General features: G+C 69.6%; 18 protein-coding genes. 7 read left to right on the top strand and 11 right to left on the bottom strand.

What is annotated here, in order from left to right:
• Positions 1 to 27: 27 nt before the first annotated feature.
• Genes RZE79_RS25650 through RZE79_RS25630 form a run of 5 tightly spaced genes read right to left on the bottom strand, consistent with a single transcriptional unit; the run spans position 28 to position 6,210 of the window.
• A complete protein-coding gene (locus RZE79_RS25650) occupies positions 28 to 1,767 on the bottom strand; it encodes an acyl-CoA dehydrogenase family protein (protein ID WP_319357371.1) in 1,740 nt (579 codons plus the stop codon).
• A 5-nt stretch (positions 1,768 to 1,772) separates the two neighbouring features.
• Positions 1,773 to 2,765 carry a Bug family tripartite tricarboxylate transporter substrate binding protein gene (locus tag RZE79_RS25645; protein ID WP_319357370.1) on the bottom strand — a complete coding sequence of 331 codons (993 nt, stop codon included), beginning with the start codon at positions 2,763 to 2,765 and terminating at the stop codon, positions 1,773 to 1,775.
• Between the two features lie 35 nt (positions 2,766 to 2,800).
• Positions 2,801 to 3,565 carry an SDR family NAD(P)-dependent oxidoreductase gene (locus RZE79_RS25640; protein WP_153282169.1) on the bottom strand — a complete coding sequence of 255 codons (765 nt, stop codon included), beginning with the start codon at positions 3,563 to 3,565 and terminating at the stop codon, positions 2,801 to 2,803.
• 21 nt (positions 3,566 to 3,586) lie between these two features.
• Entirely contained in the window at positions 3,587 to 5,440 is a 1,854-nt protein-coding gene (locus tag RZE79_RS25635; protein WP_319357369.1) for a feruloyl-CoA synthase, read from the bottom strand.
• Complete coding sequence (locus tag RZE79_RS25630; protein WP_099792730.1) at positions 5,437 to 6,210, bottom strand: crotonase/enoyl-CoA hydratase family protein; 774 nt, start codon at positions 6,208 to 6,210, stop codon at positions 5,437 to 5,439. The genes RZE79_RS25635 and RZE79_RS25630 overlap by 4 nt, the downstream gene beginning before the upstream one ends.
• Positions 6,211 to 6,314: 104 nt before the next feature.
• Here RZE79_RS25630 and RZE79_RS25625 point away from each other — a divergent pair, with 104 nt between their 5' ends.
• Positions 6,315 to 7,190, top strand: a complete 876-nt coding sequence (locus RZE79_RS25625) for an amidohydrolase family protein (RefSeq protein ID WP_192193577.1) — start codon at positions 6,315 to 6,317, stop codon at positions 7,188 to 7,190.
• A 3-nt stretch (positions 7,191 to 7,193) separates the two neighbouring features.
• Here the strand turns inward: RZE79_RS25625 and RZE79_RS25620 are convergent, their stop codons facing one another.
• A complete protein-coding gene (locus RZE79_RS25620; RefSeq protein ID WP_319357368.1) occupies positions 7,194 to 8,090 on the bottom strand; it encodes a MurR/RpiR family transcriptional regulator in 897 nt (298 codons plus the stop codon).
• Between the two features lie 126 nt (positions 8,091 to 8,216).
• On the opposite strand from RZE79_RS25620, the gene RZE79_RS25615 reads away from it, so the two are divergent.
• Positions 8,217 to 9,218 carry a tripartite tricarboxylate transporter substrate binding protein gene (locus RZE79_RS25615; protein ID WP_319357367.1) on the top strand — a complete coding sequence of 334 codons (1,002 nt, stop codon included), beginning with the start codon at positions 8,217 to 8,219 and terminating at the stop codon, positions 9,216 to 9,218.
• Positions 9,219 to 9,234: 16 nt separating this feature from the next.
• Positions 9,235 to 10,197, top strand: coding sequence for a succinylglutamate desuccinylase/aspartoacylase family protein (locus RZE79_RS25610; RefSeq protein ID WP_319357366.1), 963 nt, complete (start codon positions 9,235 to 9,237; stop codon positions 10,195 to 10,197).
• Between the two features lie 19 nt (positions 10,198 to 10,216).
• On the opposite strand, the gene kefC is transcribed toward RZE79_RS25610, so the two are convergent.
• Entirely contained in the window at positions 10,217 to 12,076 is a 1,860-nt protein-coding gene (kefC, locus tag RZE79_RS25605; protein ID WP_319357365.1) for a glutathione-regulated potassium-efflux system protein KefC, read from the bottom strand.
• Between the two features lie 2 nt (positions 12,077 to 12,078).
• Positions 12,079 to 12,804 (bottom strand): NAD(P)H-dependent oxidoreductase, encoded by a 726-nt coding sequence (locus RZE79_RS25600; RefSeq protein WP_319357364.1) that lies wholly within the window; start codon positions 12,802 to 12,804, stop codon positions 12,079 to 12,081.
• A 92-nt stretch (positions 12,805 to 12,896) separates the two neighbouring features.
• On the opposite strand from RZE79_RS25600, the gene RZE79_RS25595 reads away from it, so the two are divergent.
• The gene (locus RZE79_RS25595) at positions 12,897 to 13,517 is read left to right on the top strand and encodes a ParA family protein (RefSeq protein ID WP_319357363.1); all 621 of its coding nucleotides are present in this window, start codon (positions 12,897 to 12,899) and stop codon (positions 13,515 to 13,517) included.
• Positions 13,518 to 13,584: 67 nt separating this feature from the next.
• Positions 13,585 to 14,055 carry a MaoC family dehydratase gene (locus RZE79_RS25590; RefSeq protein WP_099792714.1) on the top strand — a complete coding sequence of 157 codons (471 nt, stop codon included), beginning with the start codon at positions 13,585 to 13,587 and terminating at the stop codon, positions 14,053 to 14,055.
• A 25-nt stretch (positions 14,056 to 14,080) separates the two neighbouring features.
• Here RZE79_RS25590 and RZE79_RS25585 read toward each other — a convergent pair whose 3' ends face one another.
• The 3 genes from RZE79_RS25585 to RZE79_RS25575 all read right to left on the bottom strand — a co-directional run bounded on the left by RZE79_RS25585 (position 14,081) and on the right by RZE79_RS25575 (position 15,706).
• On the bottom strand, positions 14,081 to 14,374 hold the full coding sequence (locus RZE79_RS25585; RefSeq protein ID WP_153282178.1) for a DUF4148 domain-containing protein: 294 nt from the start codon (positions 14,372 to 14,374) through the stop codon (positions 14,081 to 14,083).
• Positions 14,375 to 14,496: 122 nt separating this feature from the next.
• Positions 14,497 to 14,958 carry a tRNA (uridine(34)/cytosine(34)/5-carboxymethylaminomethyluridine(34)-2'-O)-methyltransferase TrmL gene (trmL, locus tag RZE79_RS25580; protein ID WP_319357362.1) on the bottom strand — a complete coding sequence of 154 codons (462 nt, stop codon included), beginning with the start codon at positions 14,956 to 14,958 and terminating at the stop codon, positions 14,497 to 14,499.
• A gap of 31 nt (positions 14,959 to 14,989) precedes the next feature.
• A complete protein-coding gene (locus tag RZE79_RS25575) occupies positions 14,990 to 15,706 on the bottom strand; it encodes a ComF family protein (RefSeq protein ID WP_319357361.1) in 717 nt (238 codons plus the stop codon).
• 22 nt (positions 15,707 to 15,728) lie between these two features.
• Here RZE79_RS25575 and RZE79_RS25570 point away from each other — a divergent pair, with 22 nt between their 5' ends.
• Together RZE79_RS25570 and RZE79_RS25565 are read left to right on the top strand one after the other, a co-directional pair.
• Entirely contained in the window at positions 15,729 to 16,643 is a 915-nt protein-coding gene (locus RZE79_RS25570; protein WP_319357360.1) for a biotin synthase, read from the top strand.
• Between the two features lie 163 nt (positions 16,644 to 16,806).
• The gene (locus RZE79_RS25565; protein WP_319361295.1) at positions 16,807 to 17,283 is read left to right on the top strand and encodes a DUF2244 domain-containing protein; all 477 of its coding nucleotides are present in this window, start codon (positions 16,807 to 16,809) and stop codon (positions 17,281 to 17,283) included.
• The last annotated feature ends 21 nt before the right edge of the window (positions 17,284 to 17,304 follow it).

The raw sequence follows: 17,304 nt of genomic DNA, 5'->3' as shown, positions 1-17,304 counted from the left end.
GTAACCGCGGGTTGCTTTCTCGAACAACTAGCGCGAAGCCTCTTGTGCGGAATGCGCGAGTGCGACACCCTCGCAAGCCCGCTTGACGATGCCCAGCCGCATCTCGAACTCGGGCAGCACCCAGCGCCGGAAGGCCGCCGCGGCGCGAACGCGATCCGCATCAGCAGGCGCGGCCACGTCGATGCGGGCCCAGGCCCACGCCATCAGCGTGAGCATCACCACGCGCAGGAAGTCGTCCGCCACCTCGTACGGCAGCACCGGGTTGGCATGCGCCGCCATCGCCACCGTGGTGCCGAGGTAACGCAGCTGTGCCAGCCGGCGCTGCACGTCGGCATCGGCCTCGCGCGAGGCGTCGAGCGTGTCGCGCAATTCGAGCAGCACGGCCGACAGCGTCGCGCCGCCGTCGGGCAGCACCTTGCGCACCAGCAGGTCGATGGCCTGGATCTCGTTGGTGCCCTCGTAGATCATGGTCACGCGCGCGTCGCGCACCACCTGCTCGACGCCCCATTCGCGCACGTAGCCGTGGCCGCCGAACACCTGCAGGCATTCGCTCGCGCCGTGGAAGGCCTGGTGCGTGCAGGCCGCCTTAAGCACGGGCGTGACGAGCGAACACCAGCGCTGCGCGCGTTCGCGCGCCTTGGGGTCGGTGTCGTGCGTGGCGATGTCGAGCATCAGCGCACTGCGGTAGGCCAGCACGCGCGCGCCGTCGATCCAGGCGCGCTGGGTGTCGAGGATGCGGCGCACGACCGGGTGTGCGGCGATCAGGTCGGCCGCCTCGCTGCCGCGGCTGGCGGGCGCGGCGCCGGGCGCGCGCATCTGGCGGCGCTCGGCGGCATAGGCGTCGGCCTTCTGCCACGCGGCATCGAGCAGGCCGATGCCCTGCAACGCGACGTGCAGGCGCGCCGCATTCATCATCACGAACATCGCAGCCAGCCCGCGACCGGGCTCGCCGACCAGCCAACCGGTGGCGTCGTCGAATCGCATCGTGCAGGTCGGGCTGCCGTGCAGGCCCATCTTTTCCTCGATGCGTTCGCAGTGCACCGCGTTGCGCGCACCGTCGGGCAGCAGCTTCGGCACGAGGGCCAGCGACAGGCCCTTGGGGCCGGCGGGTGCGTCGGGCAAACGGCACAGCACGAGGTGCACGATGTTCGGCGTGAGGTCGTGCGCGCCGCCTGAAATGAAGATCTTGCTGCCGTTCACGCGCACGCTGCCGTCGGCCTGCGCCGTGGCGCGCGTGCGCACCTGGCCGAGGTCGCTGCCGGCGTGGGATTCCGTGAGGCACATGGTCGCGAGCCATTCACCGGTCGCGATCTTCTGCAGATAGCGGCGTTTCAGTTCCTCGCTGCCGTGGTGCTTGAGGCAGGCGTACGCGCCGTGCAGCAACCCCGGCGCCATGGTGAAGCCGTGGTTCGCGGCGCTGAGCCATTCGTAGAGGATGGCTTCGAGCACCGCCGGCAGGCCCTGGCCGCCGTCTTCGGTCGCGGCCGAGAGCGCAGGCCAGCCGCCGTCCACGAAGGCCTGGTAAGCCGCGCGGAAGCCCGGTGGCGTGACGACTTCGCCGTTGTCGAAACGACAGCCGACTTCATCGCCCTCGCGATTGATCGGTGCGACGACCTCGCCGACGAAGCGTGCGGCTTCTTCGAGTACCTGCGACTGCAGCGCCTCGTCGACCTCCGGGAAGGGCGCGAGTGTGCGCAGGCGCGTGGGCGCATCGAGCACCGCGTTCAAGAGAAAGCGGACGTCTTCGGGGCGGGGCTGGTAGTGCATCGGACTCAGGACTCGGCGGTGAAGCCGATCTTCTTGACCAGCGGGCCCCAGCGTTCGTACTCGGACTGCAGCGACTTCTTCATCTCCTCGGGCGAGGAGCCGTGCGCGATGAGGCCGACCGACAGCAGGCCGTCGGCCACGGCCTTGTCCTTCAGCGCGGCCTGGATCGCGGTGCTCGCGACAGCGATGGTCGCGGCCGGCGTCTTGGCGGGCGCGAAGAAACCGAACCACTCGTCGGCCACGATTTCAGGGAAGCCCTGCTCGGTGAAGGTCGGCACGTCGGGCAGGTAGGCCGGGCGCTGCGAACCCGAAGTGGCGAGCACGCGCAGCTTGCCGGCCTTGGCGAACGGCAGGCAGTCGCCGGCGGGTGTGAGGCAGGAGGCGATCTGGCCGCCCACCACGTCGTTGATGCCGGGCAGCGAGCCGCGATACGGCACATGGCGCAGGTCGGCGCCGGTGCTCAGGCCCAGCAGCGCGCCCAGGAAGTGCGGCGTGGAGCCCGCGCCCGGCGAGCCGTAGCTGGCCTGGCCGGGGTTGGCCTTGGCCCAGGCGATGTAGTCCTTCAGCGTCTTCACGCTGGCCGGCACCATCGGGCCGACGGCCAGGCCGTGCGTCATGACGGCGCCGATGGAGATGGTCGCGAAGTCGGAGATGCCGTAGCTGAGCTTGGTGTAGATGTGCGGATAGGTCGACAGCGCCGAGGCCTGCGCGAGACACAGCACCGAGCCGTCGGCCGGCGAGGTCTTCAGCGTGTCGAGCGCGATGCGCCCGCCCGCGCCGGGCTTGTTCTCGACCACCGGGTTGGTGGTGGTGAAGGGCGTGTTGCCCAGCTTGTCGGCCACGCGGCGGGCCACGCTGTCGCCCGCGCTGCCGGCCGGGAAGCCGTAATAGATCTTCACCTGCTGCTGCACCGCCTGGGCGAGTGCGGCAAGGGGATGCAATGCGGCGAGCGCGGCGGTGCCGCCGAGCGCCGTCATGAGTTGGCGTCGAGTGGTCATGGTCTTGTCTCCTGGTTGTCTGCGGGGGGCTGGGATCAGCGCGGCGCCATTCGGAGGGCGCCGTCGAGGCGAATCACTTCGCCGTTGAGATGTCCGTTCGTCACGATGTGGCAGGCCAGCTCGGCAAATTCCGAAGGCTTGCCCAGGCGCGGCGGGAACGGGATCGACGCGGCCAGCGAGTGCTGCACGGCCTCGGGCAGCTCCAGCAGCAGCGGCGTGGCAAAGAGGCCGGGCGCCACGGTGCATACGCGGATGGCGTGCTGCGCGAGGTCGCGCGCCATCGGCAGGGTCATGCCGACGAGGCCGCCCTTCGATGCGCTGTAGGCCTGCTGGCCCACCTGGCCGTCGAAGGCCGCGACGGAGGCGGTGAAGAGCATCACGCCTTTTTCACCGTTGTCGAGCGCGTCGAGCTTTGCGCAGCGCGCGGCGAACAGGCGCGCCATGTTGTAGCCGCCGATCAGGTTGATGTTGACCACGCGCACGAAGTCTTCGAGGGGCGCGGGGTTGCCGTCCTTGCCGACGATGCGCTTGGCGCTGCCGATGCCGGCGACGTTCATCAGGATGCGCGCAGGGCCGTGCGCCGCAGCCGCCTTGTCGAGTGCGGCGTTCACGCTGTCGGTGTCGGTGATGTCGCAGACGCAGGCGACGCCGCCGATTTCTGCCGCCACCTTTTCGGCCAGGGCAGCATTGCGGTCGAGCACGGCGACCTTGGCGCCCAGGCGCGCAAGTTCGCGTGCGGTGGCCTCGCCGAGGCCCGAGGCCCCGCCGGTGACGAGTGCGGCTTGTCCTTCGATCTTCATGGGTGTGTCTCCTGAATGGGGTTAGCGGGGCTTGAGCGTGAAAGGCAGCGTGTCGGCGTGCAGCGCATCGGCCAGCGCGGCGCGGTGCTTGAGCACGGCGCGCTGGTTGATGGAGCCCTTGTCGGTGACTTCGCCCTTGTCGATCGACGGCGGCTCGGCCATCAGATGCAGCCGTGCGATGCGGTTGGCGCTGCCGGTGCCCATGGCGGCCAGGTCGTTGGCCACCTGCTGGAAGTGCGCCTGCACCGGCGCGCTTTCGAGCACCTGCTGCATGGTCGCGTCGACGGACAGGCCGGCGAGCTGGCGCACCTTCTGCGTCGGGAAGATCAGCGCGCCGACTTCCTTCAGGTTGATGCCCGTGAGCACCGCGTCCTGCACATAGGGCGAGCCGGCCGCGATGATCTTCGCGCGCAGCGGGCCCACGCTCACGAAGGTGCCGGTGGCGAGTTTGAAGTCTTCGGCGATGCGGCCGTCGAAGCGCAGGCCGCGGTGGATGTCGTCGTCGGCGATCCACTTCACCGCGTCGCCGGTGGAGAAGAAGCCTTCCTCGTCGAAGGCCTCGGCGGTGGCCTCGGGCGCGCGCCAGTAGCCGGGCGTGATGTTGGGGCCGCGATAGCGCACCTCGGTCTTGCCGTCGACCTCGATCAGCTTGAGCTCGATGCCGGGCGCGGGCAGGCCCACGTCGCCCGACTTCACGTCGGGGCCGGTCACGTACAGCGCGAAGGGGCCCGACTCGGTCATGCCCAGGCCGGTGCCCATGACGATGCGCTCGCCGACTTCGGCCTCCTGCGTGCGGTGCAGGCTGTCCCACACGGGCTGCGCGAGCGCGGCGCCGGAATAGAAGAACATCTTCACGCGCGACAGCAGGTTGCGACGCAGCACCGCGTCGGTTTCCATCGCGTTCGCAATGGCCTCGAAGCCGGTCGGCACGTTGAAGTAGATGGTGGGCGCGATCTCGCGCAGGTTGCGCAGCGTCTCGGCCATGCCGGCGGGCGTGGGCTTGCCGTCGTCGATGTACAGCGTGCCGCCGTTGTCCAGCACGATGCCCACGTTGTGGTTGCCGCCGAAGGTGTGGTTCCAGGGCAGCCAGTCGACCAGCACCGGCGGCTCGTCGCCCAGCGCGGGAATCGACTGGCGCAGCTGCTGCTGGTTGGCGCACCACATGCGGTGCGTGTTGATCACCGCCTTGGGCATTTTGGTCGAGCCCGAGGTGAAGAGAAACTTGGTGATGGTGTCGGGGCCGGTGGCCTGCATCGCCGCATCGATGGCGGGCGTGGCCGGCGTGGAAGCGAGCACGTCGAAGCGCGTGGTGGCGCGGCCCGCGAGCGTGCCTTCGGCGAGCACGACCTCGGTGCCGGCCGGCACGGTGGCCTCGATGGCGCGGGCGAAACGCGCCGCGTCAGCAGCGAACACCAGGCCGGGCGTGAGCGTGTCGAACACGTGGCGCAGCTTGTCGAAGTCCTGGCTCACGATCGAATAGGGCGGCGACACCGGGCAGTAGGGCACGCCGGCGTAGAGGCAGCCCAGCGCCAGCAGCGCGTGCTCGATGCCGTTCTCGCTGAGGATCGCGACGGGGCGCTCGGCGCTCAGGCCGCGGTCGAGCAGGGCTTGTCCGATACCGCGCGCTTCTTCCAGCGCCTGCGCATAGCTCACGCGCAGCCAGTCGCCGGTGCGGCCGTCGGGCAGGCGCTCCCGGCGCGCGATGAAGGTGCGCTCGGGCGCCACCTGCGCCCAGTGCGCGAGCCGGTCGGTCATGCGCTCGCGGTAGGCCTGCAGCGGCGTCTCGGCCGTGAGGTAGCGCGTGCCCGGCGCGCCGTCGCGCAGCAGCGCGCGCGTCACGCCGAAGGCCAGCGGGCGGTATCGAACGGCGGTCATCCCTTGCTCACCTTGGCGCCGCGGCCTTCGAGGAAATCGCGCACGCGTTCCTTGGCCTCGGGCGCGGCCTGGACGATGCCCGACATCAGCGCCTCGGTGAAGAAGCCGTGGTCGGCCGACTGCTCGGCGATGCGCGGCAGCGCGTGCATCAGCGCGTAGTTGGTGAGCGGCGCGTTGGTGGCGATGCGCTTGGCGAGCTCGAAGGCCTTGTCGAAGGCGGTGCCTTCGTCGACCAGGTACTGCGCAAAGTTGGCGCGTTCGCCGTCTTCGGCGTTGTAGACGCGGCCGGTCATCATCATGTCGGTCATGCGCGCCACGCCGATCAGCTTGGGGATGCGCACCGAGCCGCCGCCGCCCACGAAGATGCCGCGCGAGCCTTCGGGCAGTGCGTAGAAGGTGGAGCGGTCGGCCACGCGGATGTGGCAGGCGGTCGCCAGTTCGAGCCCGCCGCCGACCACCGCGCCGTGCAGCGCCGCCACCACCGGCACCGGGCCGTGCTGGATCAGGTCGAGCGCGCTGTGCCACAGGCGCGAGTGCTGCATGCCCTGGCCGGCGTCGCGCTCCTTGAGCTCGCTCAGGTCCAGGCCGGCGCAGAAATGCGGGCCCTCGCCGTCGAGCACGGCCGCGCGCACGGTGGCGGGCAGCGTCTCGAAGGTGTTGCGCAGCGCGAGGATCAGGCCGTCGGACAGCGCGTTGCGCTTGGCGCCGCGCGTGAGGCGAACGATGGCGACGTCGTCGCGGATGTCGAGGTGGAGGTCTGGATGGGTCATGAGGGTGTCCGGGGTTGCGTTGGATTATGGTTATGAGAAATAATCAATTCAAGGCATTGGAGCCTCCCGAATCCTAGGGATTTACCCGAACCGGAGACAACGACATGGACCCACGGAACCTGATTGCGATCGACATCCACACCCACGCCGAAGTGAGTTGCTGGAACCCTTTCGACAACTACGGCGAGGAATACGACCGCGCCGCTGACAAGTACTTCGGCTCGAGCGGGCGCCCCACCATCGCCGAGAGCGTGGCGTACTACCGTGAAAGAAAGATCGGGCTGGTGATGTTCATGGTCGACGCGGAGTCGAACATGGGCCGCCGGCGCATTCCGAACGAAGAGATCGCCGAGGCCGCGGCGCAGAACAGCGACATCATGATTGCCTTCGGCAGCATCGATCCGCACAAGGGAAAGATGGGCGCGCGCGAGGCGCGGCGGCTCATCGAAGAGCACGGCGTGAAGGGCTTCAAGTTCCACCCGACCGTGCAGGGCTTTCACCCCTACGACCGCATGGCCTGGCCGATCTACGAGGTGATCGCCGAATACAAGCTGCCGGCCATCTTCCACACCGGCCACAGCGGCATCGGCTCGGGCATGCGCTGCGGCGGCGGCCTGCGGCTGGAGTACAGCAACCCGATGCACCTGGATGACGTGGCCATCGACTTCCCCGACATGCAGATCGTCATGGCCCACCCCAGCTTCCCCTGGCAGGACGAGGCGTTGAGCGTGGCCACGCACAAGCCCAACGTGTGGATCGACCTGTCGGGCTGGAGCCCCAAGTACTTTCCGAAGCAGCTGGTGCAGTACGCCAACACGCTGCTGAAAGACCGCATCCTGTTCGGCAGCGACTACCCGCTGATCACGCCCGACCGCTGGATGCGCGACTTCGAGGCGGCCGGCTTCAAGCCCGAGGTGATGCCCGGCATCCTGAAGGACAACGCGGTGCGTTTGCTGAAGCTCGAAACCCCCGCGGCCTGACGTTCAGGCGGCGCGGGGCGCCGCGTCGTTCCACTGCGGCTCCCACAGTGGCGCGCCGCGTTCGAACGCGACGGCCAGTTCCTTCTTGCGGCGTTGCGCCACCGCGGTGATCAACGCATTGCAGACCGACAGCGCCGCCGTGTACGAATCGAACGGCGACGCGCTGGAGGTGCGCACCAGCAGCAAATGATCGGCCGAGGCCGCTGCGGGCGCCGTCGGGCTGTCGGTGACCATGACGACCTTCGCGCCCCGTTCGCGAAAGTACGCGGCCGTGCGCGCAATCGCGAGCGAGTGGCGGCGGAAGGTGGGCGTGAGCAGCAGGTCGTGTTCGTCGATGCGCAGCAGCTGGTCTTCGAGCGGCAGCGGGCCCGCGCCGCCCAGCAGCCGCACGTCGGGCAGGCACAGGTTCAGGTGCAGCGCCAGGTGGCTGGCCAGCGGCACGCCATGCCGTTGCCCGAGCACATGCACGCGCACCTTGCGCTGCGTGAGCAGCTTCACCGCCGCCTCGAACGCGTTCACGTCGAGCGCCGCGAAGGTGGCGGCGAGGTTGTGCTGGTCGTGCAGCAGCGCGTTGTCCAGGCAGCTGCGCACGGAGGTGTCGTCGCCGATGACCGCGTCGGCGCGCGTGGCGGGCGAGGCGAGCAGGGCGGTGACTTCGGCGCGTGCTTCCATCTGCGCCTGCGCGTAGCTCGTGTAGCCCAGCTTGGCGAGCAGCCGCACCACCGTCGAGGCGCTGGTGCCCACTTTCCTTGCAAGGCTCGTTGCAGATTCGAGCAGCCCCTGCGGGTGGTGCGCCTGCAACTCCTCGATGAGGCGTTGTTCGCTCTTCGTGAGCTTCTTGCCGTAGCCCGAGATGCGCTGGTTCAGGCTGGGGGCGGCGGAGCTGTCTGCGTGCGGCATCGGAGAAACCTCATGTTTGCAACGAGTATTGCAAAAATAAGTCCATCTTGCAAAAATGAATGCACGATTTCGGCCGGACCCGTCCGCCCGATTGCCCGCTCCTTCTGCAGAAAGAAAGACATTGCCATGCGTTCCATCACCCCCGCTGTGCCCGCCCCCCGCCGGCGCGAGATCCTCGGCGCCGGCCTGACGGCGGCGCTGCTGCCGCTGTCGGCGCGTGCGCAGGCCTTTCCGTCCCGCCCGGTCACGCTGGTGGTGCCGTTCCCGGCCGGCGGCTCGGTCGACCTGATCGCGCGGCTGTACGCCGAGCCGCTGTCGAAGGCGCTGGGCACGCCGGTGGTCATCGACAACCGCGCCGGCGCCGGTGGTTCTATCGCCAGCGCGCAGGTGGCGCGTGCCAAGCCCGACGGCTACACGCTCGTGGTGTCGTCGCAGAGCTCGCACCTGGCCAACCCGCTCACGCAGGCCAACCCGGGCTACGACCCGATCAAGGATTTCCTGTCGATCAGCCAGCTCGCGCGCTCCATCAACGTGCTGCTGGTGAACCCAGCCGTGCCCGCCAAGACCTTCAAGGAGTTCGTGGCGCTGGTGAAGTCGCGCCCCGGTGAGCTCAACTTCTGCAGCGCCGGGCCGGGCAGCATGGGCCAGCTCAACGTCGAGTTGATGAAGTCGCAGCTTCAGCTCAACGCCACGCACGTGCCCTACCGCGGCGGCGGCCCGCTGGTGACCGCGCTGATCTCGAACGAAGTGCAGTTCGGCCTGGACAACCTCGCGCCCTTCCTCCCGCACATCCAGGCCGGCAAGTTGCGCGCACTGGCCGTGGCCTCGCCCACGCGCGTCGCGGCGCTGCCCGACGTGCCGACCTTCACCGAACTGGGCTACCCGGTGCTGAACACCACGTCGTGGATCGGCCTGGCCGCGCCCGCGAAGACGCCGCCCGAAGTCATCGCCGCGTTGCACAAGGCCGTGCGCACGGTGGCCGAGCAGCCGGCGATGGTCGAGGGGTTGGTGGCACGCGGCTCGCTCGCGCCCGAGGCGCAGTCGCCCGCGCAGTTCACGGCCATGATGTCGGAGCGGCTCGCGCTGTACGGCGAGATGGTCAAGCGCGCCGGCATCCGCGGCGAGTGAGCGGGCGGCTGGTTTCATGACGCAGACACTGCCGACCCTCACGCCCGACTTTGCACCAGACACCGCGCCGATCGAGGTGCTGCCGCGCGACCTCTCGGCCTACCGGCAGGGCAACACCGGCATCGACTACGTGCACCGCTTCGCGTCGGGCAAGCCCGGCCCGCATGTGCTCATCAACGCACTCACGCACGGCAACGAGATTTGCGGCATGGTCGCGGCCACGCACCTGCTCGACCGCGGCGTGCGCCCGAAGATCGGCACGCTCACCGTGAGCTTCGCGAACGTCGAGGCCTACGAGGCCTTCGACATCGCGCAGCCCTACGAGAACCGCCAGCTGGTGCACAACCTGAACCGCATCTGGTCGCCCGCGCTGCTCGACGGCACCGAGCACAGCCCCGAGCTGCGCCGCGCGCGCGAACTGCGGCCGGTGCTCGACGCGGCCGACTACGTGCTGGACATCCATTCCACGCGCGCGCCCGTGCAGCCCTTCTGGGTCTACCCGGAGTTCGAGCGCAATGCAGGCCTGGCGCAGGCGGTCGGCGGTCCGCCGGTGCACCTCGTGATGCCTGTCGGCGCCGCGCCGGGCACGGGCGTGACGGCGTACGGCCGCCATGGCGAGCCGGGCATCGACGGCGGTGCGGTGGTGGTCGAATGCGGCCAGCATTTCGCGCAGTCGGCCGCCGACCTGGCCACCGACGTGTCGCTGCGCTTCCTGGCGCACCTCGGGCTCATCGATCCGATGCCGCGCGTGGCGGTGGCCGCGCGCCGCTTCCGGCTGCTCGAGGTCCACATGGTGACCTCGGACGACTTCGCGTTCGTGCGGCCCGTGCTCGGCTTCGAGACCTTCGACCAGGGCGCGCTGATCGCGGTGCAGGCCGGGCGCGAGATCCGCTCGCCCTGCGACGGTTGTACGATCTTCATGCCGACCCGCGCGCCGGTGATCGGTCGCGAGGGCGTGTACCTGACCGTGCCGGTCTGACGCGGCCGGGAGGCTGGCCTCAGGGCGCCTTCGCGTCGCCCGGTTCGTCTTCCCCGAGCCGGTCCCAGTCCTGGCCTGAGCGCAGCTTGCGCTCTTCGCGCTCGCGGGCCATCTGTTCCTCGAACTGCTGGCGGCCGGCCTTGTTGGCGGCGATCAGCTTGGCGCGGTCCTTGTAGTGCGGGTAGATCTCGTCGCTGAGCTTGAGGTTTCGCTGACGGAAACGCATCGACGCCTCGCGCGCCTCGGCCGCCGGCCAGCCCAGCGCCTCCAGCGTCGAACGGCCGCTGCGCAGCGACGACTCGAACACCTCGCGCTCGATGTCCTGCACGCCGCGGTCGCGCAGCTGGAACAGGTGCGTCACGTTGCGCGCACGCGCCACGATGCGTGCCTGCGGGAAGTTCTCGCGCACCAGGTCGACGATGTCGAGCGACTGCTCGATGTCGTCCACCGCCACCACGATGGCGCGCGCCGTGCCCGCGCCCGCGGTGCGCAGCAGGTCGAGCCGCGTGGCGTCGCCGTAGAACACGCGAAAGCCGAACTGGCGCAGGCCCTCGACGGTGTCGGCGTCGTGGTCGAGCACCGTCACCTGCAGGCCTTGCGACATCAGCAGGCGACCGACGATCTGGCCGTAGCGGCCGAAGCCGCAGATCAGCACCTTGGCGTCCTGCTGCTCCGAGATTTCGTCCAGCTGCGGCCCGCCCGTGCGGCTGTAGCGCGGCAGCACGAACTTGTCGAGCAGCACCAGCAGCAGCGGCGACAGCAGCATCGACAGCGCCACCGCGCCGATCAGCAGCGAGGTGGTCTGCGGCGGCAGCACGTCGGGCCCGGCGGCCTGGAACACCACGAAGGCGAACTCGCCGCCCTGCGCCAGCAGCAGCGTGAACACCGGCCGCTCCTGGTAGGCCAGGCCCATGGCCTTGGCCAGCGCGTAGATCACGACCAGCTTGATGGCCAGGAAGCTCACCACCAGCATCGCCATGACCCAGGGGTTGGCCACCAGCACGCCGAAGTTGATCGACATGCCCACCGCGATGAAGAACAGGCCCAGCAGCAGGCCCTTGAAGGGCTCGATGTCGGTCTCGAGTTCCCGCCGGTACTCGCTCTCGGCCAGCAGCACGCCGGCCAGGAAGGCGCCCAGCGCCATCGACAGGCCGACGAACTGCATCAGCGCCGCGATGGCCACCACCAGCAGCAGCGCGGCGGCGGTGAAGATCTCGGGCGTGTCGCTGCGCGCGATCCAGCGCAGGATCGGGCGCAGCAGCAGCCGGCCGCCGAGGATGATGCCGGCGATCACGCCGACGATCTTCAGTGCTTCGAGTGCGCGGTCCAGGCCACTGATGGACTGCTCGGCCGCCGTGGCACTGGCCAGCAGCGGCAGCAGCGCAAGGATCGGGATCGCGGCCACGTCCTGGAACAGCAGGATCGAGAAGCCGGCCTGGCCGCTGGGCGTCTTCAGCAGGTTGCGTTCGCCGAACACCTGCAGCGCGATGGCGGTGGACGACAGCGCCAGCCCGAGCGCGGCCACCAGCGCCACGCGCCACGGCGCGCCCACGGCCCAGCCGACGGCGAACAGCACCGCCGCGCAGCTGAGCACCTGCGCCGAACCCCAGCCGAAGATCGGCCGGCGAAGGCTCCACAGGCGCTTGGGTTCGAGCTCGAGGCCCACGAGGAACAGCATCAGCACCACGCCGAATTCGGCGAAATGCAGCACCTCTTCGACGCTGGACACGAGGCCCAGGCCCCACGGGCCGATGGCGATGCCGGCCACGAGGTAGCCGATGATCGAACCCAGGCCCAGGGCTTTGGACAGCGGCACCACCAGCACGGCGGCGCTCAGATAGATCAGGCTGCTGGTCAGCCAGGCGGGTGCGTGTTCCATGCTCAGGCCGCCTTGTTGTTGGTGGTGCTGCCGTTGGCGACGGCCAGGCCGTGCGTCATCGCGCTGTGGAAGGCGCCGGCGACCACCTTGTTCACGTCGTCCGATTCGGCAGGGCGGTCGGTTTCGGGCACCGGGCAGGCGATGCAGGCATCGAGCTCGTCCATCTCCGGCCAGACCGGGTAGCTCTCCAGGCGCTGCACGAACACCTCGACGTGCGCGGCCACCTCGGCCTCGCTGACGCGGCGTGCGCCGTGCAGCATCAGCGGCGGAAGGAAGCGCATGCCGCACAGCGCGGCGGTCTGCTCGTAGGGCGGCAGGAAGGCGTCGAAGAAATAGCGGTTGTAGCTTTGCGGGTGATAGCTGGGCTCCGGGCCGCCGGTGGTGGCGACCAGCCAGCAGTCCTTGCCCTGCAGGGCGGTGCCGCCGGGGCCGTAGGCCCAGCCGTAGCCGAGCACGTCGTCGACCCAGAGCTTCTGCAGCGGCGGCATCGAGTACCACTGGATCGGGTGCAGCAGCACCACGAGGTCCGCGCGGGCCAGCCGCTCGCGTTCGACCTCGACGTCGATGGCGAAATCGGGGTAGGTGCCGTAGAGGTCGTTCGCGTCGACACCCGGCACGCGTTGTGCCGCGGCGAACAAGCGGCGGTTCACGCGCGAGTCGCGCCAGTGCGGGTGGGCCGCCAGCACGTAGATGCGGCCGGGGTTCTCCGGGGATGTTGTTGTCGTCATGGGGTGAACATAACGCAGACGGCCCGCCGCCGCCGACGCGCAACCCGGGGCGACTACCATCCAGCCCTGTCCCAGTTCTGGAGGAGATCCTCATGCCGGTGGTTCTGGTCGCCAATCCCAAGGGTGGCGTGGGCAAGTCGACGATTGCAACGAACATCGCGGGCTATTTCGCAAGCCGCGGCCATGCCGTGATGCTCGGCGACGTGGACCGCCAGCAGTCTTCCCGGATGTGGCTCGGCCTGCGCCCGCCGCAGGCCCGCGCCATCGCCACCTGGGAAGCCACCGGCGACAGCACCGTGGTGCGCCCGCCGCGCGGCACCACGCATGCGGTGCTCGACACGCCGGCCGGGCTGCACGGCTGGCGCTTCAAGGAGGTGCTGGCGCTGGCCGATCGCGTGATCGTGCCGCTGCAGCCGGGCATCTTCGACATCTACGCCACGCGCGATTTTCTCGACCGCCTGATGGAAAGCCGCCGCGCCGAAAAAACCCGCATCGGCCTCGTCGGCATGCGCGTGAATGCGCGCACGCTGGCGGCCGACCGGCTGCACGAGTTCATTGCCGGCCTGGGCGTGCCCGTGCTGGGCGAGTTGCGCGACACGCAGAACTACGTGCAGCTGGCCGCGCGCGGGCTCACGCTGTTCGACATCGCGCCGGGCCGCGTGCAGCGCGACCTGGAACAGTGGCAGCCGATCTGCGAATGGCTCGACGCCTGACCCCTGGATTTCCCCGATTCCCGGTTGTCGCAAGCCCGACAGCCACCCTTGAGCCCTTGGCACCAGAATGCCCCGCATGACCAAAAAGACATTCCAGACCCTTCAGGATCTCGCCGCCTGCGTCGGCCAGGAAGTCGCCGTGAGCGACTGGATCAGCGTGACGCAGCAGCAGGTGAACCAGTTCGCCGAGGCGACCGGCGACCACCAGTGGATCCACGTCGATGTGGAGCGGGCCAAGTCCGGCCCCTTCGGCGCGCCGATCGCGCACGGTTTTCTCACGCTGTCGCTGCTGCCGAAGTTCTTCGAGACGGCCATCGACGTGGTCGAGTCGCGCATGGGCGTGAACTACGGCCTCAACCGCGTGCGCTTCATGTCGCCGGTGCCGGTGGGCCAGCGCCTGCGCGCGCGCATGAAGCTGCTGAGCGCCGAGCCGATTCCCAACGACGGCCTGCAGATGACCTGGGAAACCACGATCGAACTTGAAGGCGCCGCCAAGCCGGCGTGCGTCGCCGAGTCGGTTGTGCGCCGTTTTCCCTGAGCGGTTTTTTCTTCTCTTCTTCTCTTTACATGCGGCGGTCGGTGACCTCGCCGTAGGTGGCGGCGCCCTGCCGGGTGATGCCGACGGCGCTCGCGCGCACCGCGGCGCGGTCGACATTGCCCGAGGTCGGGCGGGCCACGCCGGTGCCGCCGTTGCTGATCTGCAGCGGCTGCATGGCTTGCGCCTGGACCTCGGCGCGCGTCAGCGACGACTGGAAGGGCGCGGGCGGCAGCGGGTTCTGTTCGCCCTGGAAAGCATGGGCGCCGCCGCCGAAGGCGAGGGCGGCGAGCGTGACGAGGCGCAGGGTGGTGGTGTGCATGGCGGAACTCCTTGGCAGTCAACGTTGAGGGGACGGATGCCAGTGCGAATCACCGGCATGCCTTCTCATACGCTGCCCGGCGCCGATCGGATGTGCCCCTGCCGCGCGAAGGGAGAACGGCGTCAGCCGAACCCGTTCTGCCGCCAGGCCTCGAACACCGTGACCGCCACCGCGTTCGACAGATTCAGGCTGCGTTGGCCGGCGCGCATCGGCAATCGCAGCCGCTGCGGCTCGGCAAAGCCGTCGCGGATCGGCGGCGGCAGGCCGGCAGTTTCCGAGCCGAACACCAGCCAGTCGCCGGGCTGGAAGCGCACGTCATGCACGGCGCGGGTGCCGCGCGTGGTCAGCGCGAACATGCGGTCGGCCGCCGGTTGCTGCGTGGCCAGCAATGCGGCCCAGTCGGCGTGGCGCTTCACTTCGGCGTACTCGTGGTAGTCGAGCCCGGCGCGGCGCAGCAGGCGGTCGTCCATCGAAAAGCCGAGCGGCTCCACCAGGTGCAGCGTGCAGCCGGTGTTGGCCGCGAGCCGGATCACGTTGCCGGTGTTCGGCGGAATTTCGGGGTGGACCAGGACGATATGGAACATGCACCGATTGTCGCGGGCGCCGCCGGTGAGATCAGCGCGGCGGATCGGTCCGCGCCAGCACGACGCCGGTGATGTGGGCCGCGCCCGCGAGGCGCAGGGTGGCGGCCGCGGCGAACAGCGAGGCGCCGCTGGTCATCACGTCGTCCACCAGCACCACGCGCCGCCCCCGCAGGCTGTCGGCGCGCAGCGGCTCCACGGCGAAAGCCCCGCGCAGGTTGCGCAGCCGGTCGGCGCGCGGCAGGCCGCTCTGCGCGGGCGTGTCGCGCGTGCGCAGCAGCAGGGTGGCATCGGTCTTGGCCGGTGCCAGCCGGCGGGCAAGTTCGAGCGCCTGATTGAAGCCGCGCTCGCCCAGCCGGCCGGGCGCCAGCGGCATCGGCAGCACGAGGTCGCACTGCTCCAGCGCCGGCTCCACCCACGGCGCGCTGCGCAGCAGGGTGGCCAGCGGGCCGGCCCAGCCCGCCTCGCCGCGAAACTTGAACTGGGCGATGCAATCGGGCCACGGCCACGCATAGGTGCAGGCCGCCAGGCAGGCGTCGAGCGGCGGCGGGTGCCTGATGCATTCGCCGCAGCGGGCCACGCCCTCGGGCAGCGGCAGGGCGCAGCCGCCGCAGCGCGCGGTCGGCGGCGCAAAACGCGCCACGCAGGCGTCGCACACGCGCTGCGCGGGCCAGGCGCGGCAGACCTCGCACTGGCTGGGCAGCCGGGCAAGCAGCGAGGTGAAAGGCCTCAGGGCCCGGCGGTTGTGCATGCCTCAATATACTCACGGCCCCATGGCCACCGACCCCGCAAGAAGACCGCCGACCATCGATCCCACGGCGGCCGACCGCTGGCACCGGCTCGCGCCCGCCGAGGGCTCGCCCTGGCTGCACGAGGAAATCGGCCGCCGGATGGAAGACCGGCTGCAATGGATCAAGGCCCAGCCCCGCACCTGGGCCGACTGGTCGCCGCTGCGCGGCGGCCTCGAAGCCCACGCGCTGCTGGCCCGCCGCTACCGCGACGCCGAAGCCTTCGTCATCGAACCCGAGCCCGCGCTGGCCGAACGGACCGGCGAAGCGCTGACCGCGCCCTGGTGGAGCGCGCGCCGCTGGCAGGGCGGCAAGGCCCGCTTCGACGCCACGCCCGAAGACGGCGTCGACCTGCTCTGGGCCAACATGTCGCTGCACATGGCCGCCGACCCCGAGGCGCTCATCGCGCAGTGGCACCGGTTGGTCGCGACCAACGGCTTCCTGATGTTCTCCTGCCTGGGCCCGGACACCGTGCGCGAGCTGCGGGCGCTGCATGCCCGGCTCGGCTGGCCCGCCGCCGGCCATGAATACACCGACATGCACGACTGGGGCGACATGCTCGTGCACGCCGGCTTCGCCGAGCCGGTGATGGACATGGAGCGCATCGTGCTCACCTGGGCCACCCCCGAGGCCGCGCTGGCCGAGCTGCGCACCCTGGGGCGCAACCTGCACCCGGCGCGTTTCCCGGCACTGCGCGGCAAGGCCTGGCACCGGGCGCTCAAGCAGGCCCTGCCCGAGCTGGCACCGGCCGCGGAAGGCGAGGGCCGCATCGCGCTGACCTTCGAGGTCATCTACGGCCACGCCTTCAAGCCGACGCCGCGCGTCGCGCTGTCGCCCGAGAGCGCGGTGTCGTTGCGCGAGATGCGATCGATGCTCCAGCGCGGCCGCCCTGGCGCCTGAGCGACGCGCCGGCCCTCATTCGGTGCGCGAGGGGCGCGCTCTACCCGCTACAATCCGCCGTTGCGTGAAACTCGCGGGTATTGTCCCGTGATCGAGGGGTGTCGGATCCTGTTTGTACGAGGGGTTTGGCCACCATCGACGCACCGATTTGCTGAACTCGCCCGTGTCGAATTCCGTGTTTCGTTTTGCCACCGTCTCAGGCCAGAACATCCACTGGTTCCTGAAACGAAATTGCTCGGTGACGCCGAGCCAGCTGGCCTGGCTCTACGCCTCGCTGTGCGTGGTATCTCTGGGAACGGGCATGGTGTTCTGGCTGCACGGTGCGCCGCTGGTATTGCCATTCGCCTGGCTCGAACTGGCCGCGGTGGGCTTTGCGTTCATGATGTACGCGCGGCATGCCACCGATGGCGAACGGATCGCGCTGCAAGGCGGACGCCTCGTCGTGGAGCTCGAGAACGGTGGGCACTACGAGCGCACGGAATTTCTTCCGCACCAGGTGCGGATCGAACCGCAGACCGCCGATCGTTCACTGATCGAGGTCTCGGGGCAGGGTCGATCGGTCAGGGTGGGGCGCTATGTACGCCCGGAGTTGCGAGCCGCATTGGCGCGCGAGATTCGCATGGCGTTGCGTGGCGCCTGAGGGGGCTCGCGCGGTGCTGCA

The organism is Variovorax sp. EBFNA2, assembly GCF_033802765.1.
In the GTDB taxonomy this organism is placed as follows: Bacteria; Pseudomonadota; Gammaproteobacteria; order Burkholderiales; family Burkholderiaceae_C; genus Variovorax; species Variovorax paradoxus_H.
Note: the sequence above shows the minus strand (reverse complement) of the source record. Positions and strands in the feature narration are given on the sequence as shown.